The 22562-nt window shown below is 51.2% G+C and carries 18 protein-coding genes; 6 read left to right on the forward strand and 12 right to left on the reverse strand.

The annotated features are described in order from the left end of the window. The first annotated feature begins 138 nt into the window (after positions 1 to 138). Entirely contained in the window at positions 139 to 1602 is a 1464-nt protein-coding gene (istA, locus tag JSQ80_RS02045; RefSeq protein WP_206094159.1) for an IS21 family transposase, read from the forward strand. A gap of 23 nt (positions 1603 to 1625) precedes the next feature. After that, on the forward strand, positions 1626 to 2351 hold the full coding sequence (istB, locus tag JSQ80_RS02050) for an IS21-like element helper ATPase IstB (protein WP_206094160.1): 726 nt from the start codon (positions 1626 to 1628) through the stop codon (positions 2349 to 2351). Positions 2352 to 2394: 43 nt separating this feature from the next. On the opposite strand, the gene JSQ80_RS02055 is transcribed toward istB, so the two are convergent. The 10 genes from JSQ80_RS02055 to JSQ80_RS02100 all read right to left on the reverse strand — a co-directional run bounded on the left by JSQ80_RS02055 (position 2395) and on the right by JSQ80_RS02100 (position 16927). Next, entirely contained in the window at positions 2395 to 2748 is a 354-nt protein-coding gene (locus JSQ80_RS02055) for an RHS repeat-associated core domain-containing protein (protein WP_206094161.1), read from the reverse strand. Positions 2749 to 3029: 281 nt separating this feature from the next. After that, entirely contained in the window at positions 3030 to 3404 is a 375-nt protein-coding gene (locus tag JSQ80_RS02060; RefSeq protein ID WP_206094162.1) for a hypothetical protein, read from the reverse strand. Next, a complete protein-coding gene (locus tag JSQ80_RS28875; RefSeq protein ID WP_336245832.1) occupies positions 3382 to 4149 on the reverse strand; it encodes an RHS repeat-associated core domain-containing protein in 768 nt (255 codons plus the stop codon). Before JSQ80_RS28875 ends, JSQ80_RS02060 begins: the two co-directional genes overlap by 23 nt. A 149-nt stretch (positions 4150 to 4298) precedes the next feature. Then, complete coding sequence (locus JSQ80_RS02070; protein ID WP_206094163.1) at positions 4299 to 4859, reverse strand: hypothetical protein; 561 nt, start codon at positions 4857 to 4859, stop codon at positions 4299 to 4301. 5 nt (positions 4860 to 4864) lie between these two features. Beyond that, positions 4865 to 12421: an RHS repeat-associated core domain-containing protein gene (locus JSQ80_RS02075; protein WP_206094164.1), complete on the reverse strand. Its 7557-nt coding sequence runs from the start codon at positions 12419 to 12421 to the stop codon at positions 4865 to 4867. A gap of 30 nt (positions 12422 to 12451) precedes the next feature. Beyond that, a complete protein-coding gene (locus JSQ80_RS02080) occupies positions 12452 to 12949 on the reverse strand; it encodes a DUF4280 domain-containing protein (RefSeq protein WP_206094165.1) in 498 nt (165 codons plus the stop codon). 37 nt (positions 12950 to 12986) lie between these two features. Continuing rightward, entirely contained in the window at positions 12987 to 13556 is a 570-nt protein-coding gene (locus tag JSQ80_RS02085; RefSeq protein ID WP_206094166.1) for an imm11 family protein, read from the reverse strand. Positions 13557 to 13591: 35 nt separating this feature from the next. Beyond that, positions 13592 to 14728 carry a pentapeptide repeat-containing protein gene (locus JSQ80_RS02090; protein ID WP_206094167.1) on the reverse strand — a complete coding sequence of 379 codons (1137 nt, stop codon included), beginning with the start codon at positions 14726 to 14728 and terminating at the stop codon, positions 13592 to 13594. A 40-nt stretch (positions 14729 to 14768) separates the two neighbouring features. Continuing rightward, positions 14769 to 16265, reverse strand: a complete 1497-nt coding sequence (locus tag JSQ80_RS02095; RefSeq protein ID WP_206094168.1) for a contractile injection system protein, VgrG/Pvc8 family — start codon at positions 16263 to 16265, stop codon at positions 14769 to 14771. Continuing rightward, entirely contained in the window at positions 16262 to 16927 is a 666-nt protein-coding gene (locus tag JSQ80_RS02100) for a hypothetical protein (RefSeq protein WP_206094169.1), read from the reverse strand. Before JSQ80_RS02100 ends, JSQ80_RS02095 begins: the two co-directional genes overlap by 4 nt. A gap of 347 nt (positions 16928 to 17274) precedes the next feature. Here JSQ80_RS02100 and JSQ80_RS02105 point away from each other — a divergent pair, with 347 nt between their 5' ends. From JSQ80_RS02105 to JSQ80_RS02115, 3 genes are read left to right on the forward strand one after another with little or no spacing between them, the layout of a single operon-like run. Further along, a complete protein-coding gene (locus JSQ80_RS02105; RefSeq protein WP_206094170.1) occupies positions 17275 to 18495 on the forward strand; it encodes a GNAT family N-acetyltransferase in 1221 nt (406 codons plus the stop codon). A 26-nt stretch (positions 18496 to 18521) separates the two neighbouring features. Then, complete coding sequence (locus JSQ80_RS02110) at positions 18522 to 19352, forward strand: MerR family transcriptional regulator (RefSeq protein ID WP_206094171.1); 831 nt, start codon at positions 18522 to 18524, stop codon at positions 19350 to 19352. Positions 19353 to 19396: 44 nt separating this feature from the next. Further along, positions 19397 to 19987: an NAD(P)H oxidoreductase gene (locus JSQ80_RS02115; protein ID WP_206094172.1), complete on the forward strand. Its 591-nt coding sequence runs from the start codon at positions 19397 to 19399 to the stop codon at positions 19985 to 19987. An 84-nt stretch (positions 19988 to 20071) separates the two neighbouring features. Here the strand turns inward: JSQ80_RS02115 and JSQ80_RS02120 are convergent, their stop codons facing one another. After that, positions 20072 to 21166, reverse strand: a complete 1095-nt coding sequence (locus JSQ80_RS02120; RefSeq protein ID WP_206094173.1) for an ETX/MTX2 family pore-forming toxin — start codon at positions 21164 to 21166, stop codon at positions 20072 to 20074. 59 nt (positions 21167 to 21225) lie between these two features. Then, positions 21226 to 21363 (reverse strand): hypothetical protein, encoded by a 138-nt coding sequence (locus JSQ80_RS02125; protein ID WP_176392861.1) that lies wholly within the window; start codon positions 21361 to 21363, stop codon positions 21226 to 21228. Between the two features lie 296 nt (positions 21364 to 21659). On the opposite strand from JSQ80_RS02125, the gene JSQ80_RS02130 reads away from it, so the two are divergent. Beyond that, complete coding sequence (locus tag JSQ80_RS02130) at positions 21660 to 22550, forward strand: helix-turn-helix domain-containing protein (protein ID WP_087434207.1); 891 nt, start codon at positions 21660 to 21662, stop codon at positions 22548 to 22550. Positions 22551 to 22562 lie beyond the last annotated feature (12 nt).

Consider the following 22562-nt stretch of genomic DNA (forward strand, 5'->3'; position numbering starts at 1 on the left):
TGTTTATTGCATACTAAAAATGCCGAAAATTGCAGCGTAAAAATGCTCAAGTGAAATGCAAAAAAGAGGCACTTGCCAGCACCCCAATATCCTCCTATCGTTAGGTTTGCTGAGAACATGACGAAGGAGACTGGAAGGATGCTGAAAATGCCCCAACAAGAGTATATCAAATTTTTACGCGAAGCAGAAGGCTGCTCAGTGAGCGAAATCGCAAGGCAGGTGGGCATTCACTGGCGAACGGCCAAACGTTATGCCGACCAGGACGACTGGAACGCCGCACTTCGCAAGCGCAAAAGCCACAGCCCAGTAATGGGCCCGTTTATGGAGGTGGTCGACACCTGGCTGGAGGAAGACCGGCTGCTCCCCCGCAAACAGCGGCATACCGGCGTTCGGATCTTCCAGCGACTGCAGACGGAATATGCATTTGCAGGCGGACAACGAACGGTGCTCGCCTACGTCAAGCGACGCAAAAGCGAAATGGAATTGGAGCGCGCTAAATCTTACGAGCGGCTGGAGCACCCGCCCGGAGAAGCACAGGTGGACTTCACGACCATTCAGGTCAGCCAGCACCAGCAATTGCTGACCTACAAGCTACTGGTAGTGTCGTTCCCTTACAGCAACGCGGCTTTTGTGTATCCCACACCGGCGGAAAACCAGGAATGCTTTCTGGAAGGCATGAAGCAATGCTTTCAGCAAATAGGCGGCGTTCCCCGGCGCATCTGGTTTGACAATCTGTCAGCTGCGGTGGTGCATGTAGAGAAGCACGGCGAGCGGCAACTGACGGAAGGCTTTCAGCGCTTCTGCGCTCATTACCGGATGGAGGCGGTGTTTTGCAATCCCTACAGCGGCCATGAAAAAGGACATGTAGAAAGCAAATGCGGCTATGCTAAGCGCAACTGGGCAGTGCCGATTCCGGCCTATGAGAGTCAGGAGCAACTGGCGGCCACCCTTGCCGAGCAAGCTCGGCAGGACCGGGAACGCGCTCATTATGCCAAGGGAGAGCGAATCGCCGACCTCTGGGAGGCCGACCGCCGAGAGCTGCTCACCTTACCGGAGACGGGCTATGAAGCCTTCCGCATGAGCGCGGCGATGGTGAACAAGTATGGAGAAATTCAAGCCGAAGGCACGACGATTCCATTGGCGGGACTGGTTCCGCCAGGCCGTGAGGTGCTGATCCAGACGTTTTGGGATCGCTTGGTCATCCTGACCGAACAGCAGCAGGTGGTACGGGAGGTGCCGCGGCCGTATACGGGGCGCACCGCCGAGATTCCGTGGGTGCAGGTGTTTTCCAATCTGCTGCGCAAACCGCGCAGCGTCACCCATTCGCAGTTCATTCGCATGCTGCCGGAGTCGATTCAGCGATACGTCGGGATGACCGACCTGACCGTGCGCAAGGAACGGCTGCAGGCGCTGGCTCACTGGTGTGGCGTGTGCAGTAGAGCAGATTCAGCAGGTGCTGGAGGCGTCGGGCAGCGAGGCAACCGTAGCCCAGTTGACGGCGGCTTTGAGCCTGAAGCAAGCGAGTCGGGATATTCCGGCGACGTGGACGGAGACGCTTTCGCCGCCTGGCACGCAAGGCGGCCCATCCCTGCAGTGCTATGACCGCCTGATGGGGGTGAGCTGATATGCGGACCGATCTGGCAGAATTGTGCCGACAGCTTCGACTGGCCCATGTGGTGGAGTATGTGGCGCAGCACCGGGACGAGCAGATGAACGAACTGGTGGAACGGTTGCTTCTGGCGGAGCGAGAAGGACGGCGACGGGCCAAGCTGGGGAAGCTTGTGCAGCAAGCCGGATTCCCGCACCTGAAGACCTTTGACGGATACGTGGACAAGCACATTACGTTTCCCGGGGAGAGCACGTTGGAGCTTTTGCGGGAGATGGCATGGTTGAAGCGCAAAGAAAATCTGCTACTCATGGGTGCGGTGGGGACGGGCAAGACGCATATGGCGACGGCGCTGGGGATTGAGGCTTGCCGGCAAGGGCATGCGGTGCAATTTTACCGTGCCTCCGATCTGGTCGCGGTGCTGCAGGAGAAGTTCGCAGCCGGTACGCTTAGCCGCTTTCGGGAAAAACTAAAAAAGATGGAGCTGCTTATTCTGGATGAGGTCGGTTATGTCCCTTTTAGCCAGACCGGCTCGGAGCTCCTGTTCAACGTTATTGCCGATTGCTATGAGCAGCAGAGCGTGATTGTAACCTCAAACCTGGAGTTTGGCCAATGGACCTCCATATTTGGGGATACTAAGCTCACGTCAGCCTTGGTCGACCGTCTCGTGCACCACGCGCATATTCTCTCGTTCACAGGCGAGAGTTTCCGCCTCAAGCAGGCAATGGAACGCATTCCGCAGTAATGCTTTGGCTGGCAAGGGAGCCTGGCACTTTTCGCAGCAAAACTCAGCATTTTTCACTTGCAAAAAACAGGTACTCGTCCTCCTGGGTGAACCGGGCGATTACAGGGTTATAGAACCGCGCGCGCAGGTAATACTGCTCCGTCGTGTGATCGAATTGCTCGCCCGCATAGCGGAAGCGGTTCGGGATGCCTTCTGTGGCGGATAGGGTACGACCGAACGCGTCGTACTCATAGCTGTTTACGATTCCGCCGAGGCGGTTCGTGATGTGCGCGACATCGCCATGCTGGTTGTTCAGGTAGTAGTAGGAATCTCCTCTGCCATCCACCTGCGCCAGCCATTCATGTCCCCGGACATAGGATGCCTTGACGTTATGGTCCCCGTCCAACTCATTGACCATGTTCCAGCCGTTGTACACGAAGCGGCTGGTGACGCCGTTCTCGCGCAGGCCGCTGCGCAAACCACCGGGATCTTATTCAAACTCGGTTGAGAACTTTCCGTTATCGAAAAGGCTTATTCCCCCTTGATTTACAAGTTGGAATAAGCCTTCCATTTTATCTAGTGTGTTTGTCAGGTTAGAAGTGTATGGTTTATTGGTTTAAATTTTCACTCATCTTAATTTGAAAGAAGGAAGTCCTAATGAAAGTATTCGATAGACGGCTCCTTTATTATAGGCTTCTTTTAAAAATCTCCTCCTCCAACCCTCCACAACCACATCTCTATTGTGTGCACTACCTCATCCTTATTTTTTGTACTTAAGGATCCAATAGGTCGTTCCCAGTCTTTTTCTTTTATAAGTTTTAATCCATACTCTCCCTCAGGCTCAGCTTCAGGATACCAACCTAGGTCTACGATAATATTATATCTATTATGCTCAAGTTGTAATAAATCCTGAGTAAAGCTTAACCATGTATCGTCTTCTGGCGATACTTCCTTCGGATCTATTTCAAGAAAACCATTGTAAGTAACTAACCAAGTAGAAGGTATTCTCAACGGCTGTAATTGTGGTGGATCATCAAAAATAGACATTTTATCACTCCCTAAGTATTTTTTCAAAAAATTCATCTCTTGTTAAAGCTTTATCAATATACTTACTTAACCTTTTTGAAGAAATCGGATGACCATGGTAAACCCCTCCAGAAGTTAACTCTGCACGTATCCAAGTAGTCTCGTCTCCTAGGTCGTACCCTACTTTCTTTCCAACATTATAGAAGAAGTAAATAGCTCCTTTTTTCCTATCCTGAAAAATTAATCCTTTTTGCAGTGCCTCTCTTTCAAGTACTTTATTCTTAATAGTTGGTAAATACTGAGCGTGTTTATCCCCTGTTTCACTAAAACGTAACGCTTCATCTTCAGTCTTTGCTTTTATATGTTTAAAACCATGTTCACTAGACTCAGCTTTTGCTATATTTGAACGAAATTCTTTACGATTGTAATATCCATCATGAGCAACATAATCATGGTGTTTAGAAAAATCAGGTTTACCAGTTTTTCCAAAAGGCCCTTCCTTCTTGCCGCCACCACCACATCCAACAGACTGGCTGCTGTACCCGCTCGGGTCCACGTAATTAATCGGGTTGTTCCCGACATAGGCGTACAAATTCAGACCATCGCCGCGGTACTCGTCCTCCTGCGTGAACCGGGCAATTACAGGGTTATAGAACCGCGCGCGCAGGTAATACTGCTCCGTCGTGTGATCGAATTGCTCGCCCGCATAGCGGAAGCGGTTCGGGATGCCTTCTGTGGCGGATAGGATGCGACCGAACGCGTTGTACGAATAGTCGTGACGCCGCTGCCAGATCGTTCAAAGACCATCTTGCCTTGGCCATCGTATTCGAACTCGGTTGAGGTTTCCCCTATCTGCTAAAATCTCTGTAAGTGTAGATTTATCAAAAAGAAACCTCGAAAGGCAGAAGCCAATCAAGGTTTTTAATGTAATTTACAAACGGATCAGGTGTCCTCAGTTTTTTCCCACACGTTATCATGATATGTCCATTGCCATAAATCTATAAACAAACCTAATTTTCTTATTTCATTTATTGCTTCCTGACAAATTGTAGAACTACCAATATCCATGTAATAATCATAGGTGAAATTTACAAAAAACTTTTCTTTATATCTTAATTGGCAAACTATATCTTCTCGCATACCTAATCTAACGATATACTCAATTTGTTTTCCAGCTAAGATATCAGCATCATTAAGTGAGTAATAAAACTCGATGATACCTTGAGGATAACAATCTGGATATAATCGAATGTTGTCTAAAAATAAGGTTTCTTTTAGTTTATTTATTAGATAAACCTCTAATTCATGAACTTGAATAAAATTCATGAACGTCAAGACAGCCTTAACATATTTGTCTTCTACACTCAAATACTCTGACATAGTAAGTGGAGTGTCTTCATAAACTTTGCCAATATCTATTATTGAAGTCCAAGTTGGTGTCTTAGGTTTGTCTTTTTCCTCCTCTTTCTGGGGGGGGTATTTCCTAACTTGCCAGTAATACATAAAGATTAGTCTCCTATCCGATTCAAGTTTTTGTCATATGTCCCCATCCTAGTTTTCCTGCTCATTAAGTCCTCAATTGATTGCCCCATTTTCCACACCCCACCATTATCTGTACTACCTGTACTTCCTCTCGGAATATCTCTAGTAATGAAAACTCTTCGTTCTTTTGAATAGAATACTGCTGCTTTTGCTCTCCCTGCGTTAACTTTTTCAAACCCTAACATTATAGCTGCCTGTTCAGCCTGTTTATCGGTTCGGTATGGACCTTCTGGCAGTGTCGTTTTCTTGGAAGGTGTCCATTTACCTGTCTTGTTGTGATAGTCATCGATTCTTTGTTGTTTCCTGCTATAATACCCACTATGTGCAATTTCATCATGATTTTGTGAGATATTGGGTTTGCCTTCACCCGTCCCCTCATAAGGCCCTTCCTTCTTGCCGCCACCACCACATCCAACAGACTGGCTGCTGTACCCGCTCGGATCCACGTAATTAATCGGGTTGTTCCCGACATACGCATACAAATTCAGACCATCGCCGCGGTACTCGTCCTCCTGCGTAAACCGGGCAATTACAGGGTTATAGAACCGCGCGCGCAGGTAATACTGCTCCGTCGTGTGATCGAATTGCTCGCCCGCATAGCGGAAGCGGTTCGGGATGCCTTCTGTGGCGGATAGGGTGCGACCGAACGCGTCGTACTCATAGCTGTTTACAATTCCGCCGAGGCGGTTCGTGATATGCGCTACATCGCCGTGCTGGTTGTTCAGATAGTAGTAGGAATCTCCTCTGCCATCCACCTGCGCCAGCCATTCATGTCCCCGGACATAGGATGCCTTGACGTTATGATCCCCGTCCAACTCATTGACCATGTTCCAGCCATCATACACGAAGCGGCTGGTCACACCGTTCTCACGGAGGCCGCTGCGCAGCCCCTCGGGGTCGTAGAAGTGGCGGATATGGCTGCCATCCGGCTTCTCCACCTTGGCGGTCCGGTTGAACGCATCGTACGAATAGGTCGTGGTGCCGCTGCCAGATCGTTCAGAGACCATATTGCCTTGGCGATCGTATTCGAACTCGGTTTGGCGACTATCCTCTTCCAAGAACGTCAACAACCGATTGCGGTTGTCGTAGGTATAGCTCGTTGTCTGCCCGTCCAACACGCGGCGAATGCGGTTCCCCGCCCGGTCGTAGCTGAACGACTCTTGGGCTCCGCTGCCGTAATCCACCTCCAGCAGGCGGTTCAGACGGTCGTAGCCGTACAGGGTGAGCTGATGCTGCTCCATCTTGGCAATCTGGTTGCCGTTGTTGTCGTAGCTATAGGTGTGCCGCATCAGGTCCCGGCCTTCTTGACTCGTCGCCCGCAGGCTCGTCATGTGGCCGTCCCCGTCATAGCCATATTGGACGTTGACGCCGCTGCCATACAGGATCGAGGCAATACGGTTTCCTTCGCCATACTTATATCTCGCTACGCTATCCCGGCCCTGCAGCACTTCCTCGATACGGCCTATTTTATCATAGCGGTATTCCGTATGTCTGCCCGCAGCATCGGTTAATCCGGCAATGTTTCCATCTGCGTCATACTGATATTCCAGCACTTTACGCGCGCCGAGTCCGGCCAGACCGTGCACACCGCTTGGCCATGGCTGTCCGCCTCGGCCGCCCGCTCCGTCTGCGCCTTGCCCGGACTGCGTGCCCTGGAACCATTTCGGCCGGCTCCCTTCGCGAAGGCTCCCGTTCTGAGGCTCGCACATATACTTCGCCGTCAGCTTGCCATCTGGCGTGTAGGTATAGTCATACCGCACATGCGCGTTGACCGCCGTCTTCAAGGTGCCGTCCTCGTTGTACATATAGGCTTCTTCCGCGCCGCTGGATGCTTCTCTGCGCTTGACCAATTGGTCGTCGAAGTTGTATGCGTACTCGATGACGCGCTCGTTGCGGTCGATGTGCCGCGCCAAGCGGCCCTGCTTGTCGTATTGGTACACCTGCGCCTGCTGCGACGGGTCCTCAATGGCGGCCAGCTTGCCCAGACTGTTGTAACGGTACAAGGTCGTATGCCCGTTGCCGTCCGTCGAGCTTGTTATATTTCCGGCACGGTCATAGCTGTACCGCTCTTCGCTTCCGTCCGCGCGGGTGAGCACCTTAATGTTGCCCCACGCATCCAAGGTATGCCGGGTCGCGTTCCCCTCGCCGTCCACGATGCCCGTTATGTTGCCAGCCGCGTCGTAGGTGTATTCCTGGCTCACCTTGCCCCGGGCGCTGGCCTCGGCGGTGCGAATCTGCTTCACTCGGCCGCCAATCGTATACGTATATTCGACGCCGAGCCCTTCGCTCTGCTTGCGAATTAACTCTCCGGCTGGATTGTACCGGTTCTGCTCTACGATGTGCCCATACGCATCGAGCACTTCCGTCAGCCGGTTCGACGCATCGTAGCGGTAGACCGTTCCCTGGCCGTCATCGGTAAGCGGATGATATTGATTCGGCGATACATGCTTGATGACTTGGCCCGTCTTGTCGTAAAACAGCCGCGTCGTCTCGCCCCGCTTGCCGGTGATGCGGATCTGCCGGTTCATCGCGTCATAGTCATAGGTGACGCGGTTGCCGTTCGTATCCGTCTCCTCCAGCACATTGCCAGCCCGGTCGTATTTGAAGTAAACGCTTCTCGCCTTGGCGCGCTTGCTCTCGCGGCGGCTTATCTGAATCAACCGCCCGGCCATATCGTAGCTGGCCTCGGTCTCGTAGCCCTCAGGCGTGACTAGCCTGATCATATTGCCGTTCCGGTCATAGCTATAAGAAGTCACTGCGGCAATCTTCTCCCCGCCGCTGGCCGGCGCGCCTTCCGCCAGGTCTTCGGCATCAATCAGATCCAGCTTGCGCTCAAGCAGTCCCACCGCATTGTACTCATAGCGGGTAATCTGTTCTTTGTGCGCGCTCAGCTTGCGCCGCTCGGATGTTTTCTGATTCAGGCAGTCATACGTGTAGCGGACCTCGGCGCCGGTATCGTCATAGATCAGGATTACCCGGCCCAGCTTGTCATACCGATAGCGGATGCTGTTGTACCTGCTTGCGTATCCGGCTGCGCCCACATGCTCCGGCGTCCGTCTCTCTTCGAGCAGGTTGCCCGCTTTGTCATAGCGGTACAGAGTCAGCTTGTACAAAATCGCGCCGTCCGAAGCTTCCACCGGCTCCCGCTTCTCGGTCAGCCAGCCTATCCGGTTATACGCATACAACGTCCCGAAGCGCTCTTCATCCGTTTTCCCGCTCATCCAGCCTTTGGCGTCGATGGACTTGATCATCCGTCCGGCGCTGTCGTACAGGAACCGCTTGCTGACGGTGCCCTCCGGGTCCGTAATCTGAACCAGACGGTTCATCGCGTCATAGGCGTATTCCGTGCCCGGACCGTCGTCGATCTCGGGATTATACCGCTCGGGATCGATCGTCTTGATTACATTCCCCGCAGCGTCGTATTTCGTGCGGGCAATCCCGCCGTCCGGGTACAAGGTTTTAATCCGGCGGTTCCTATGGTCGTATACGTATTCGATACCCGCTCCGTCATCGGCCGTGCGGGTGTAGTCATTCGGGTTGACTTCCTTCACCAGATTGTCATGGATGTCGTACATGACGCGGCGCTCATTATGCATCGGATCGGTCGTCCGGATGAGCCGATCCATGAAGTCATAGCGGTACTCCGTCCCTTCACCGTTGCCCAGCCGTTCAACATATTCGTTCGGCAGCACCTTCTTGATCAGGTTCCCGATCGGATCGTAGAACATGAGGGTGGTGTTGCCTGCGGCATCGGTGATGCGCGTCCGTTGATTCACCGCGTTGTAGGCAAATTCCACCTTGCCATACGAGGTTGCAATGCTCGTCATGCGAGCCGCATCGTCATAGCCGTACCGGAATTGCTGGCCTTCCGCATCCTGAACCAGAGTCGGCGCATCCGTATGCTTCGCGTCATACTGGAAGCTTGTCGTATGGCCCGCCGGATCCGTCTGGCTCAGCAGCAGCCCTTGCGCGTCATACGTATACGTGGTGACGGCATAATCCGCATCATCGATGCGCGTCCGTTCCTCCAGCAGATTGCCCCGTTCGTCATAGGTATAGACGGCTTCGCTGCCGCTGCCCGCCGTCGTTCCAACCCGGTTCTGATCGCCATCGTACCGGTGCAGCACCTGCGAGCCGTCAGGATGCGTCTCCTTAAGCAGATTGCCGTATTCGTCGTACACCCAGCGCGTGACCGCCCCGTTTGCATCGGTGTGGCTGTCTTTGTTCTGGAATTGGTCATACGTATAGGCTTCATGGGTCCCGTCATCATAATGAATTTCAGTGACCAAATAATCGCGGTTGTATTTGTATTTCTCCACGACTCCGGTCGCATGGAACGTGAAGGTCGTCAGTCTTGCCCGTTCGTCATACGCGATTTCCGTCATATTGTCCTCGTAATCATACTGCCTGATGACCCGGTCTGCGTTATCGTAGACGTTGCGGACATAGGTGTGGCCATTTTGATCGGTGATGGAAAGAAGACGCCCCTCCTCATCATAAGCGTACGCGACTGCGCCCCCATTCGGGTATGTTACGCCGATGAGCAGATCGCCTGCATACCGGTATTCGACTTTGCGGCCGATGTTGTCCGTAATTTTAATAACTTTACCGTATTCGCATGTAAAGGCAAGCACCTTGCCGCCCGGCGTGGTCAACGAGCGCAAGCCTTGATCGTCATAGGCAAGCGCCGTCTGGTTGCCGTTGCGGTCGCTGATCGATTCCAATCGTCCGGTTGCCCCGTCATAGACGCAGGTCAACCGCTGATGCTTGACGATATACCGGCCTCTTGCCGGTTCCTCGATCAGGCGGTAATCGAGCGCTCCCGCCCGTTCGTTCATCCAGGCGTTCCCCTGCTTGACAAAGCTCTCATAGTGCCCGTCCGTGCAGATGAGAAAGATGCGGTCCTCCAGCCGGGTCAGCGAGCTCTCAAAGGCAAACAGCCAGCCTCTGCCCATGACGCCGACGAATGGATTGCGCGAGTTGAAGCTTCGGGTCAGCTCCAGCGTCTCTCCGATATCATGGACGACCAGGTCGGTCGCTTGCAGGTAGAACCTTCCTTTGGCGACATCGATCGGATCTCCCTTGGTAACCAAATTGCCCACATTACTGATCAAAGACATCTTTAATTGGCTCAAAAAGGTTGCTGTATCGATATTTCCGTTTTTCCACAGCTGCATCGCCGTTTCCCCGGTCATATCTCCGGTTACCGCCGCTCCGTATTTGCCGAACGGATTTTTGCCTCCCGCAAAAGAGAACGCCGCGCCAAAGACGCTTCGCACCGCGTTGCCGAATAGATCCACGCCGCCGGTATTGCTGATCTCCAGCACGTTCGCTGAGACGAAGCTCGCCGTATATCTGCCTCCGAACTGGGTCAGCATCCCCGATCCGCACGGTATCCCTTTCAATATGCCGCCAGAGATCGTTCCCGCCAGTGCGCCGTTGTAAAAGCTCTTCAAATAATGACCAAAGAAGCCTTCCCCTGTCTGACTGCCATTCAAGGGATCGTATGGATCGAATATCGCCGTAATCGCCGTATTGATGCCCCCGCCGGTTAATCCGCCGGTCAGGACGGTCGTTCCGCCGAGCATGAAGCCCCCGCCCAGAACGGAGATGGTCACCGAGCCGTATTTGACGATATTGTACAGCTCCTCATTACCGCCGAGCACGGTATCCCGCATGAAGTTGTGGGATTGGGACAGGTCGCCCACCTGAGCCTTGGCGAAATCCTCCCGCCCCTCCGCAATCTCGCTGACCCCCACGGCGGCGGAGACGGTTCCGGCAACGCCGACTATGAGGGGAAGGGCGACGCCCCCCGTTGCCACGGTGGCGACCGCTACGGCAACGACGCCGACCACCAAGGCGATCGCGCCGAACCCGAATTTGCTCTTCGCCTGTTCCGCCTTGGCGATGCAGGCTTCCCGATAGGCCAGCGCCTGATCGTTAACCTCCTTCATCAATTCGGCGTCCTCGGCAAGCTGCGCGCTGTCATCGAACGATTCTGCCGGCGCTTTGCCCGGCTCGCCCAAATAGATGATTTTCGCAGCCATCACATAGGTCATATCCTGAATGGCAATGGCATGCGCAGGATCGACGAACTCCCCTGGACTGCGGCTGATGAATACATCTTCGCCCGCTGTCAGGGCGATCCGCTTCGGCACGGCCGGAGGCGCGTCCGTATCCGCAGCGGCGCTTGCGCTCTCTCCAATCGCCACGTTGGCCAAGGCCTTCACATACAAGTCGGTATCGGAGGCAATCTCCACGATGCCGTCCCCCGACAGGCGCACCTTGATGCTGCCCGTGTCATTGGCGCTGAACACGATGTCTTGGGCGGTCAGCCGCATTTCTTTGCCCGTGTCGTTGTTCAGGGAGCGGGACTGCGGGTCGGACATTTTATGCCCGTACTTGCTCTGCTCCGCTCCCTTCCTGACCGATCCGATCGCGATTGCCTCTCCTTCATTCGCCGTCGGAAAATGCAGCTTGACCTGAGACCCCGGCTTCGGCATTAAGTACGAAATCTGGTTGTCTATGCCGGTAGAGTAAGGAAACCAGCACGTGTTGCCGCCCGCATGCACAGGATCGATATCAAGATGCAGCCTGATTTTATTTCGTGAAATTTCGGTAATTTTACCTTCAAGCGACACTCCTTGAATCCGGGCATTGGCCATAGAGCCTTGCCTTACGCCATCGGCCGTGCAGAAGGTATACGTATGCCGAAACAGACTGTCCCTCACGACCGCCTCTGCTTTACGGATAACGAACATTCTCCGCCCAAAGCTCACTTGTCCCCCCAGCGGAAGCATCGCTTGCGCATCCGCCTCGAAGCTGATGAAATCCGTATCCTGCAGTCCCGGGTTCTCGTTCTTCCGGGCAAGGAGGCTGCGGCGCAAGTCGTTCCGGATGACATAATGATCGTCCGCTACTTCGACAGGCTCATGATCTTTTGACACGCCCAGCGAGAACCGGGCCGCTCCCGCGGCGGCATCCGGCACGACCACGGCCTCGAAATGCGACGCCAGCCGCTTAATAAATTGCCAGTCGGTTTCATCATATTGCACGATAACCCCGCCGATCTCCGCATCTTCAGAAGCATGATCCTGAAAATAAGCGCTCGGCTCAGCCTGCAGAACCTGCTCAATCACCTCGCGGTAGGTCATATCCACCCGTTGAAAGGAGCGTCTCCTTCGCTCGATATCCAATGCGTATGTATGGGATACGGCATCAATTTCCAACATATATACGCTGCGCACGCACCGGATTTCCACATTGCGAATCATGCCATGAAAGAGAATTCCCCCCTGCTTGCTCTGCTCTTTCATCGCTCCGCTATCTTCCAGCTCTTGATACAGGACGACCGGAGCGCCATATTCAAGCTCGTGGATGCAGCTGTCCTTCTTCTCTTCCGGTATGATCGCGCTGAGTTGAAGCTGCACATGCTCATTAACCTCTCTGGTCAGGGTAAGTCCGGTCAGGCTGTGCAGATCAACCTGAATATCGAGAATCAACCCCGCGTATCTAATCCTCATTCTCTTCCTTCCCTCCTCCCGCAGACTGATCTATTCTCTCTGCCCGTCATGGATGATAGTGATGACTCCTCCATAGACGCATGTATTCGTGCAGGTGCTCAGCAGCGCGTCTTTCCCCCCGATCGTCACGTTCTCTTTCCCTGATTGCCAAGGCATCGTCACGTTCGGAACGCACATCGCGACGCACACGGGCGCCGGAACCTCCTCTGGAGGCGGCGCTTCCTTCTTAATGAACAGACTGGCGAACCATCCTGCTTCCTCCTGCTTGGGCATAGGGGGAAGCGCATCGATTACGGCCTGCACATCCGGATTCTGCGTGCTCTGGCATAAGCCGAACGGCCTGATGTTCGTCATCGGCACGCGATCCTCGACATTCAATTGCGGTTGATCATGGATGTAGTCTCCGTGGCTGGCGGGGACGATGAGCCGGGCCGGACGCGTTCCTTGGGAACATGCGCAATATGCGCCATGCACGACATATGTGGGCTCTTTCTGTTCGCCGCCTCCACCATCCATCATTTCTTCCATTGCAATCCCCTCCTGTCTTCCTTTTCCGTAAACCGCCTTACTCGGACTGCTCCGCTCCAGCCTCGGACACCGCCTGCTCTGGCGCGCGGCAGCAGCCCACCTGTTCCAGCCGAAAGCCCAGCAAGTCTCTTCGTAACAGGCTTTCAGCGACATCGAGATTGATGATGACGCATTTCTCAAGCAGTCCCTGCACCCGGAAGATCGCATGCCCGGCAGCCTTCGCATGATCGATTACGATGCTTTTGACTGCGCCTGTTTTATAAAATTCCGTGCGCTCCGACAAGCAGTCCACTCGGGGAAGGAGCAGCAGCCAATATATCTTTTGCATGCTGTGCTGCGGATTCGACAGGACGGCGCACTTGAATGCCAGCCCCGGATCATGCAGCTCCAGCACCTTTTTCAGTCCATCCGCCACAAGCACGACGGGTTTGCCGATATAATCGGGATAGACGCTATCCGCGCTGCCTTCCACAAACACCACGGTCATGTCATTAAGGTCGTCCGCCTGCTCCGGCATTACCTCGATTGTTTTGTTGGTCGATTTCAAACCGGCAAACCGGATGATGTTGTCCACATTCTCATCCTGTGAAATGATGAAATATTCCATAGCTCCTCCCATTTGCGTGCGCGGCTTCCGTCTAATCAAGCCTCGGCGATCAAGATACGCTGCAATTGCGCCTCGCTTAGGCTGAGATGCTGCACATCCCCCGCCAAAAACATCGCCCCTTCCAGATCCGCATCCGCAAAGCTCGTATTCTTCAACACCGCCCCCCGAAAATCCGCACCTCGGACATCGGCTCCCCTGAAGCTCGCATCTTCCAGATTGGCGCCCGCAAAGCATGTCTCCATGAATGGCGGGATATGGAGCTGTTCCTGCGTCGGAAAGGTCAAACCCGCCTGTATCTCCTCCAGCTTGCAATTACGCAGATTGGCTCCTCTGAAGCTCGCGCCATGAACGATGCTGTTGTTCAAATCGGCTCCTTCCAGATTGGCGCCGCCGAAATCGGCGCCGATGAACGCGCAGCCCCATAATAAGTTGCCGGCTAGCGTGCTTTCGGAGAAATCCGCAAAGCTGAAGTTCAACAATTTAAAATACATGCCGCTGAAATCCAACCCGCTAAACACTTCATAGACGTATTCGGTTCTTGTGCCGGCGGAGAACATCTCCTGCAGCTCCCGGCTCTCCTTCACCCTTGCATCGTGCCTGTATACCAGTTCGCTCCGATCCTTGTATTCTCCGACGTGGACATACAGCTCGTCTTCTTTGTCGATGGCGGCGAACTCGGCGGTGCGAACCGCTTGCTTCATCGCATATCTGGCCAGCTTAATCATATAAGCCATATACCACACGGTCTCCGTCCGAATGATGGACGCCACGTCGGCGGGCGAAATCTTTCCGACATACATTCTGCTCTTTTGTGAAATACAGCTTGCGAATTCCTCCAAGTAAGTCAAAATCCATCCTGCGTCATATTCGGCGGCGCATTCCTCCGCATCTCCGTACCACTGCCCGTCATACGCATCAATCCGGCAGCGGTGATCCCCGCTCAATATCCGGTTGCGCAGAACGGCAAATTGGATGTACTTGATTTTTCCTTTCCGCTTCTGATCCTGCAAGCGGCGGATTTCCACGCATATTCGCTTGAACGACTCGATAAATTCATCAGCCAGCCTCTCCCTCTCCGTCATCACGACCTGATGGAGAGCCAACATTTGCTCCATGCGCTTATCGGCTACCACAGTCTGCTGCCAATGCCGCAGCGCCTCGTCTCTTGTCACAACGGATCTCCCTTTCTGCGCGGAGCGCCCTATTGCCCGTCTAGTTCGTAAATACTTCCGTGCCTTTCAATTCCGTGTTTCCCCCGCTATTCAACACGATTTTTCCGCCTTTTTGGCTTTCTATCGAGATTTCCTCGCTTGCCGTCATCATCAGCGTCTTATCCGCCCGGATGGTCACGTTCTCTTTGGATGTCAACGAGACCTCGTTCTGCCCGACAATCGTGACCGAGCCGCTCTGATCCAGCATAATCGTCGCTTGTCCGTTGCTCGCGGAGATGAGCACATGATTGGGAGCAAGCGTCACCTCCATGCCCGATGAATTGCGAAAATACCGGACGTTCGGATCAGCCATCCGATCCTGGGAACCCCCGCCTTGGGAGCCGCTGACCGCGCCGCCTCCGCCAGCGCCTTGCAGCGTTGAACCGGGCGGCTCTCCCGCATATGAATTGACGGAGCTGATCGCAAACGCCTCTTCTTCCCGCTCGCTCGGAAATGTCACCCGGACGCTGTCGCCCGCTTCGGGCATGCAATACCAGCCGCTGCCGTCTGCGGACGCATATACGGTAGAGTAGGGAAACCAGTATGCCTTGCCGGCATCCTGCTCTTTATCGATATCCAGCCGCACCTTTACCTTGTCTCTGTTAATCGCCAGCACTGTTCCGCCCACCGAAGCTCCCCTGATGGCATCGTTATAGGGCTGTTCCCGGTTCAAGCCCTTGCGGGTCGTAATGGTATAAGTGTGCGTGACCGCGCCTTTCTCCATCGTGGAAACGGCCTTCCCGACATACAGCCGCGCCTTCTGAAAGTCGACGGCATCGCCCAACTGCAGCAATTGGCTGGTTGTAACCTCGTAAAATATGAAATCGCTCTCATGAGCATCCGGCCGGATGTTTGTGTGATAGGTCATATAATCGGCGAGCTTCTTTTTGACGATATAATTGAACTCTTCCAGCTTCTTTACCGCGCCGGTATCGGGCAACCCGAAAAAGAACTTGATATCCTGGAACTTCTCGGCGGGCACCACCACTGTGTCAAGGCGGGACGCCATCCTTTTCAGAAATGCCCAATCCGTTTCCTTGTACTGCATGACCAAATTTCCGATGCCGGGATTTTTATCCGCCGTGTAATTCACATCATAGTTCGAATAATCTTTGCCTATCTTTTGGACAAGCTGGCCGTAATTCATCGACGCATCCTGGAACGATCTGCTCTTCACGCGGACATCCAGCATGACGGAGCTTGTCCATGCTTCCGCCTGGATGGTATAGACATCACGCGATTTTTCGATGCGCATTTCGGTAATAATTCCGGAAAACAATACCCGCTCTCCGCCCTGCTCCATCATCTGCTTCACTTGAACCGGCGTCTGTTCATTGAGCGTGTACAGATCGTTATCTTTATGCTCCTCTGAAATGACGCCCGAAAAGGTTAATTTGCCGTGTTCATTCACCTGCTGAATCATTCTCAATTCCAGCAGCTGCATATGATCAAAGGGAGCGACTCTCACATTTTGATAGGACAACAGAGTGGCACTCATCCGTTCGCCACCTCCATCGAATCGATCATTTCCTGTGCGATGCATGTCCACAGCTTGCCGTGCTTCCCGTTGCAGTTGATGTTGCCAATCAGGCGCTTCCGGCCTGCGTCCACAAAAAATAAAAAGTTAAAAACCTTCCCTTGCGCCACCGGATTCATGAAAGAGCAATAGTGGATTCGTTGCCCGTTCACTTCCTTCGCCCCATCGTCCACCCACTCTGTGTTCAGCTCCATGTTCTTCATGTTCCGGATCATCTCGGGCTTCATTGCCTGCATATCGATCGCTTGCCCGGGATGATCGGTATATTGCAGGATGACGTTCACTGCGTGCGCTTCGTTCTGGAACACCTTCTGCTGCTCGGTATCGAGCGTGCAGATGAGAAAGTCTTTCGGGAACAAAAAGCGCAGCGCCGGCTGAAAGAAGCCGCGCTTCTCGAATTCCACCAGGGAGCCGTTGATATCGACACGGCCATTGCGCATCCCTTCTCTAATCTCCTGCTGCCAGATTGCTTCCTGCTCGGCGTATGATGCTTGCTGTCCGGCTTCCGCGGATCGCTCCGCAGCTGCTTCCTGCCTGGCGGCTTGTTTTTCATGGCTATCCCGCTGCTCCGCATTTCTCTTCCTTTTTTCCAGCTCGATAATCTTCTCGTCCAGATGCTTCATTGGAATTTCCCCCTCTTCGGATGTTGCTGATTCCTAACGCCGGTGTCCAATTCTCCTTCTTAAATTGAATAAATATCCAATCAAGTATTAATTATGATATCGGCATACTTTGGAACATTTTTCAGGTTTGATGATCACTATTTTGAAAGGAACGTTATGGAGTATGGAACAAGGCAAAAAAAGTGAAAGCTAGTACGGTGATTGGCGCAAACAAAATGCGTTGCCCAAGCTTGCATCACGAAGCTGCCGGGTCCGGCCTTGGAACGCGGAATTCTTGTTTGCGTACACTTTCATGTATAATGAAACTACTCAAATGAAGCTCTTCGAAAAATTGGAGGTTATAACTCATGAGTCGCCAGAAATTGCAAGAGAGACTCAAAATGAAGGATGTTGAAACGAAACACGGAGAGCAGTTCAACAATTTGCTGCGCTATGTGTTTCAAGTAACCAATCATGATTTGCAAGCCTTGGGCTGGGAGAACAGAGAGATTGCGCAGGCCAAGCTGCCCGTGCTGAAGCAAGCCGACGTATTGGGCTGGTTCGATGGCGACAATCTGATATCGCAGCTTGCCGTCTACCCTTTTCAGGTTAATATTTTCGGGCAAATTTACGAAATGGGCGGACTGACCGGAGTCGGCACCTACCCTGAATACGCCAATCTTGGCTTGATGAACAAGCTAATGCGCCAAGCGCTGACGAATATGCGGGAGCGCAAACAGTCTATTTCTTATCTGTATCCGTACTCCATCCCCTATTACCGCCGCAAAGGCTGGGAAATTATATCCGATAAAATATCGTTCGAAGTGAAGGACACTCAACTGCCGAAATTGAAGACCGTGCCCGGCAATGTCGAGCGCGTGACGATCGAGCATCCTGACATCAAACAGGTCTATCACCGCTTTGCCCTGCAAACGCACGGGGCCATGCTCCGCAACGAGCTGGCGTGGGAAGAGTATTTGCGCTGGGACCTGGACGATATGACGGTGGCTATCTATTATGACAGCGACCATGAGCCAATGGGCTATCTGCTGTACTGGATCGCCGAGGAAATCTTTTATATGAAGGAAATGGTGTTCGTCAATCAAGAAGCGCGGACAGGCCTATGGAATTTCATCAGTGCCCACTTCTCCATGGTAACCCGCGTCAAAGGGCACATCTATACGGATGAACCGCTCGCGTTCTTGCTGGATGATGGCGACATCAAGGAGACGATTGCTCCTTACTACATGGCGCGCATTGTCGATATCAGCCTGTTCCTGGAGCAGTACCCGTTCCAGCCGCAAGCGGCGGAGTGCCGGTTCACCTTCGTGCTGCATGATCCGATGCTGGAATGGAACCAAGGGATCTTTACATTGACCGTGGATAAGGATGGCAGAGGACATCTGACAAAAGGCGGAAGCACCCGCGACGCCGAATTCGATATCCAAACGTTGACGACGCTGCTTATGGGGTACAAACGGGCATCTTACTTGGCACGGATCGGCCGCTTTCAGGCGAATGAAGCCACCGTCAATTTGCTTGAGAGGCTGATCATACGCCAGCAGCCGTATTTCTCCGATTACTTCTGATTGATGAGGGAGGGAGGCACAAGGAAATGGAACCCTATTTTCGAATCGGGGAAATATCCTCTATTTTTAACATTCCTCTGCAAACGCTGAGATACTACGATAAAATAGGTCTATTTTCTCCGGTCCATACCAATCAAGAAACAGGGTATCGTTATTACAACCTGCATCAGCTTCCGCTGCTGCATCAGATCAAAACGTTCAAAAGCATGGAGATACCCTTCTCTGAAATTAAAGAGTTGACTTCGACAGATTGGAACGTTGATAAAATGGATCAAGTCTATGCCCTCCAGCTGGAACGGCTCGAACAGAAAATGAGGGAACTGCAAACGTTAAAAACAGAGCTTGAAGCCAAGCGCCATCATTTCTTGGCGCTGCAGGCCCAGCCTAAAAATCAGATTTCCATTCGGCAATGCGGGGCAAGAGAAATATTTTGCAAACCGATTGACGTGTCGACCTATAAGGAGCAGGAAACGGAGTATTACCGCTCGTTCCTGCCCTTTTCCAACCAGATCGATTATATCAATGTGGAACCGGGCTTTATTGTGACGCGGCCCGCTTTTTTTAATGAACGAACGAAGGCTTCCTATTTATTTCTGGTCAACCCGACGGTCGTTCCGGAAGGATTTCAGTCTCATCACATGACAGAAGGCACTTATTTGACACTTCTTATCGAGGATAGCTATGCAAAATCTCCTTCCTATTACAGCTTGCTGCGGCAACACATTTTGAATCAAGGAATCGAGATAGTGAGCGACATCTACGAATTTTGTTACACCGTCCTGCCCAACGATAATAACGACATCAGCGTGTGGGAGCTGCAGGTTCAAATAAACCCCTTGACCCTACCATCGTTGTAGGGTTTAGACTAAGGCTATTCTCAGATGAAATTGGAGGAAGCCTTATGAAAATACTTGTTGTCGTTGCCCACCCCAGAACGGATTCGCTCACGTCAAGCATGGCGAAGCGGTTCACTGAAGGATTGACCGAAGCAGGACATGAATACGAAATCGCCGATTTGTATGCCGAAGGATTCAATCCGCTACTGCAACCGCAAGATGAGCCTGACTGGAATAATCCGAACAAGGCATATTCGGACGAGGTGCTGCGCGAAATGGACCGGATCCGGGCAAGCGACGCGATAGCCTTTATTTTCCCTATATGGTGGTACAGCGTTCCGGCCATATTGAAAGGGTACTTTGATCGGGTGTGGAACTATGGCTTTGCATATGGTCCAGCCAAATTGCCCGTTCAAAAAATAAGATGGATCGCCTTGGTCGGCGAAACTCAGGCCAAATTCGAAAAGCGCGAGTATCATTTGCTGGTGCAGCAGCACCTGAACGTCGGCTTGGCGGGATATACCGGTGTTCAAGATTCCAACGTTCACTTTATGTATAATACGATCGGGGAATTCGCCGAGGGCCAGCAAGAGACGAATGAAGCTCATTTTGCCGCTCTATTGAACGAGGCTTATCGAATCGGGCACACTTTTTAAGCACAACTGAAACAAATACGACAGGGGGTATTCACCGGGGTTCAGCGACGCAACCGGATACCCCCCCGTCTTTGTTTCACTCTCTTAATAGGTTTCCATTAGTGCTCTGTTTTGAACCAAATTGCCGTTCTTATCATATTCTTTGAAGGTTGCTCTATAATAAGGAGTGGCGCCATTAAAGGTGAACTGTGCCGGAGTATCTATATATAAAGTAGTCCCATTCTTTAAATAATTGTTGTATCCCATTAATTGAAACAAATCAATATCCTTCCATCCATTCCATTTGCTTATCGCATTGATTGTATTGCGAGCGTCGTTTAGAGTAATTTCTTTATAGTTAGGATAGTAGAACTTTTGAACCAAAGTTTTGTCATTGAAGGTTACTTTTAAATCCCCCTTCAGGTCATGTGTTCCCGAGTACACCATCTTTCTCAAATCATGTGTTACGATGGCTTTATGCCCTGCCGGGAGCGTAACCTCTTGGGAAGGAACCGTATATTTATCCGATTCTGTGAAGGTTTCCGTATTGGTAGTCGATAAGTTATAAGTGACGCTTGTTTCAAAATCGGCGCCTGCCAAAGCGACAACACCTTTAGCGGCCACTTTGAACCCTAGCTGCATTCCGTTTGTTACGGAAGTAGCTTGAGACTTTGTATAGTCTTTTTGAAAACTGTCCGTTTTCATTTTTTGGGTTGTTGACGTGAAGTTCGTCAATTCAGAAGTGCCGCGATAGATCGTATCGCCCGTTTTTGATGTGTAATTTACATTGGATACATCCATGTCATGAACCGCTTCGATTGTTAATCCCATTTGCTCCGCGATGCTGTCATACCCTTTGGGACTGGCAAGATTGGCTTTGTACCAGGATATAAAACGATTGGCTTGATGAGAGCTTTGGTCTTTCAGTATCCAGAACCTGGCTAGAAACCAACTGTCCAATATTTGTTGCTGCATATTAATCGGTTTGTGGGTCAATTTGGATTGGGTATCCCTGTCTTTAATTCTCAAATAGACAGTATCGATATAAGATTCTGCCGCATAAGGGCTTGCGCTGGAATATGAACTGGCATTGTTTCGATTCGTATCGAGATCGGCAGCAATGGCCGGTAAAGCACCTACTGGCATCAAACTTAATGCCAAAGCGCAAGCAATCACTTTTTTCTTGTTTTTTTCAAGCATTTGTATGTCCTCCTTATTTCTAATCCATCCGTGTGATTTCCGCTGCTTATTTTAAGCTCCTAATGTCCGCCAATCAGATGATGATCACTCCGTCCCATTTTTACTGCTATTGGTGACGAGTCGGTGTTGGGCGAATCAACTTGCTGATAGCCAAAATATAAGGCGAAAATCAAAAAGATACTCGCTATTTTCTTCATTTCTCCCCCCCCTTTTTTTATTTGTCATATCAACTACAACTTAACGATAACATGATTGGAGCTCAATCTATCAATAAGGATAGTTATATTGTGTTCCAAAAATGTGAAAACCGTCAGGAATGCCGCGCCAATCGATACGGATATGCAAAAAACCTTACCGAAGCCATTAAAATGAAGCTGGCTAATTCCGAAAATAATACAAAAGGAGGAATCCAAATACCGCACCAGGACAAGCATATTTTCTCCAACATCTGATAAATGAGTGTAAAATTGTATAAATATGAAGGGGGAACTATATGGTTTATACATTAAACGCCCTTGAAATTGGGAAAATCATAAAGGATTTGCGCTTGAAGCAAGGACTAAGCCAGCAGGCTCTCGCAAAGGGGATCTGCACGCAACCTCATATCAGCAACATTGAAAATGGCCGGGAGGTTCCATCTGGCTTCATCTTATACTTATTGTCAAAAAAATTAAGAGTGAATGTAAAGTGTTTATTTGATATCCATGACGACTCCAATTTAAACTACAAAAATAATATTAAATTTATTGTCCAATCCTTCATGCAAGAAAATGATTACGGACAAGTATTGAAGATACTGGAAGATGAGAGCCATCTTTTCGAAGCTCCCGAAGATCAGCAATACCTCCTATGGGCGAAAGCCATCTCTCTTTACTATTTCAAAAAAGATTTGAATGCGGCTTTTATATTGTTAAAAACAGCATTGAAAAAAACGTGTAAATGTTTAAAATTTTGCTCCGAACAGGAATTGACTATTATTAACAGCATTGGCATTTTAATGTCTGAATCCAATCAAAACCGCAAGGCGTTGCGGATTTTAAAATGGACGTACCGCCATATTCATAAACATTATTATATAGAAGACAGGACGTTGCCCATCAAAAATATATACGCATTTGCGCGTTCATTATCAAGAAATAAGGACTATCACAACTGTATACGCTGCTGCAATGAGGGAATCGAGCAGTGTTTAAAATATAATTCTCTTTATCTTTTTGGAGAACTGTATTATGAAAAAGGCTTGAATCACTATTTTTTAAACCATTTCGAATCCGCATTAGAAGATTTCGAACAAGCCATTATGCTGTTCAAGCTCAAAAAACAGTTTAACTTCAAACATTTTGTGGAAAATAAAATAAAAGAATTAGAATTGAAAAAATATTGACTTTTTACAGTT

Origin of the sequence: Paenibacillus apiarius, assembly GCF_017052585.1 — a bacterium.
Classification (GTDB): domain Bacteria; phylum Bacillota; class Bacilli; order Paenibacillales; family Paenibacillaceae; genus Paenibacillus_B; species Paenibacillus_B apiarius.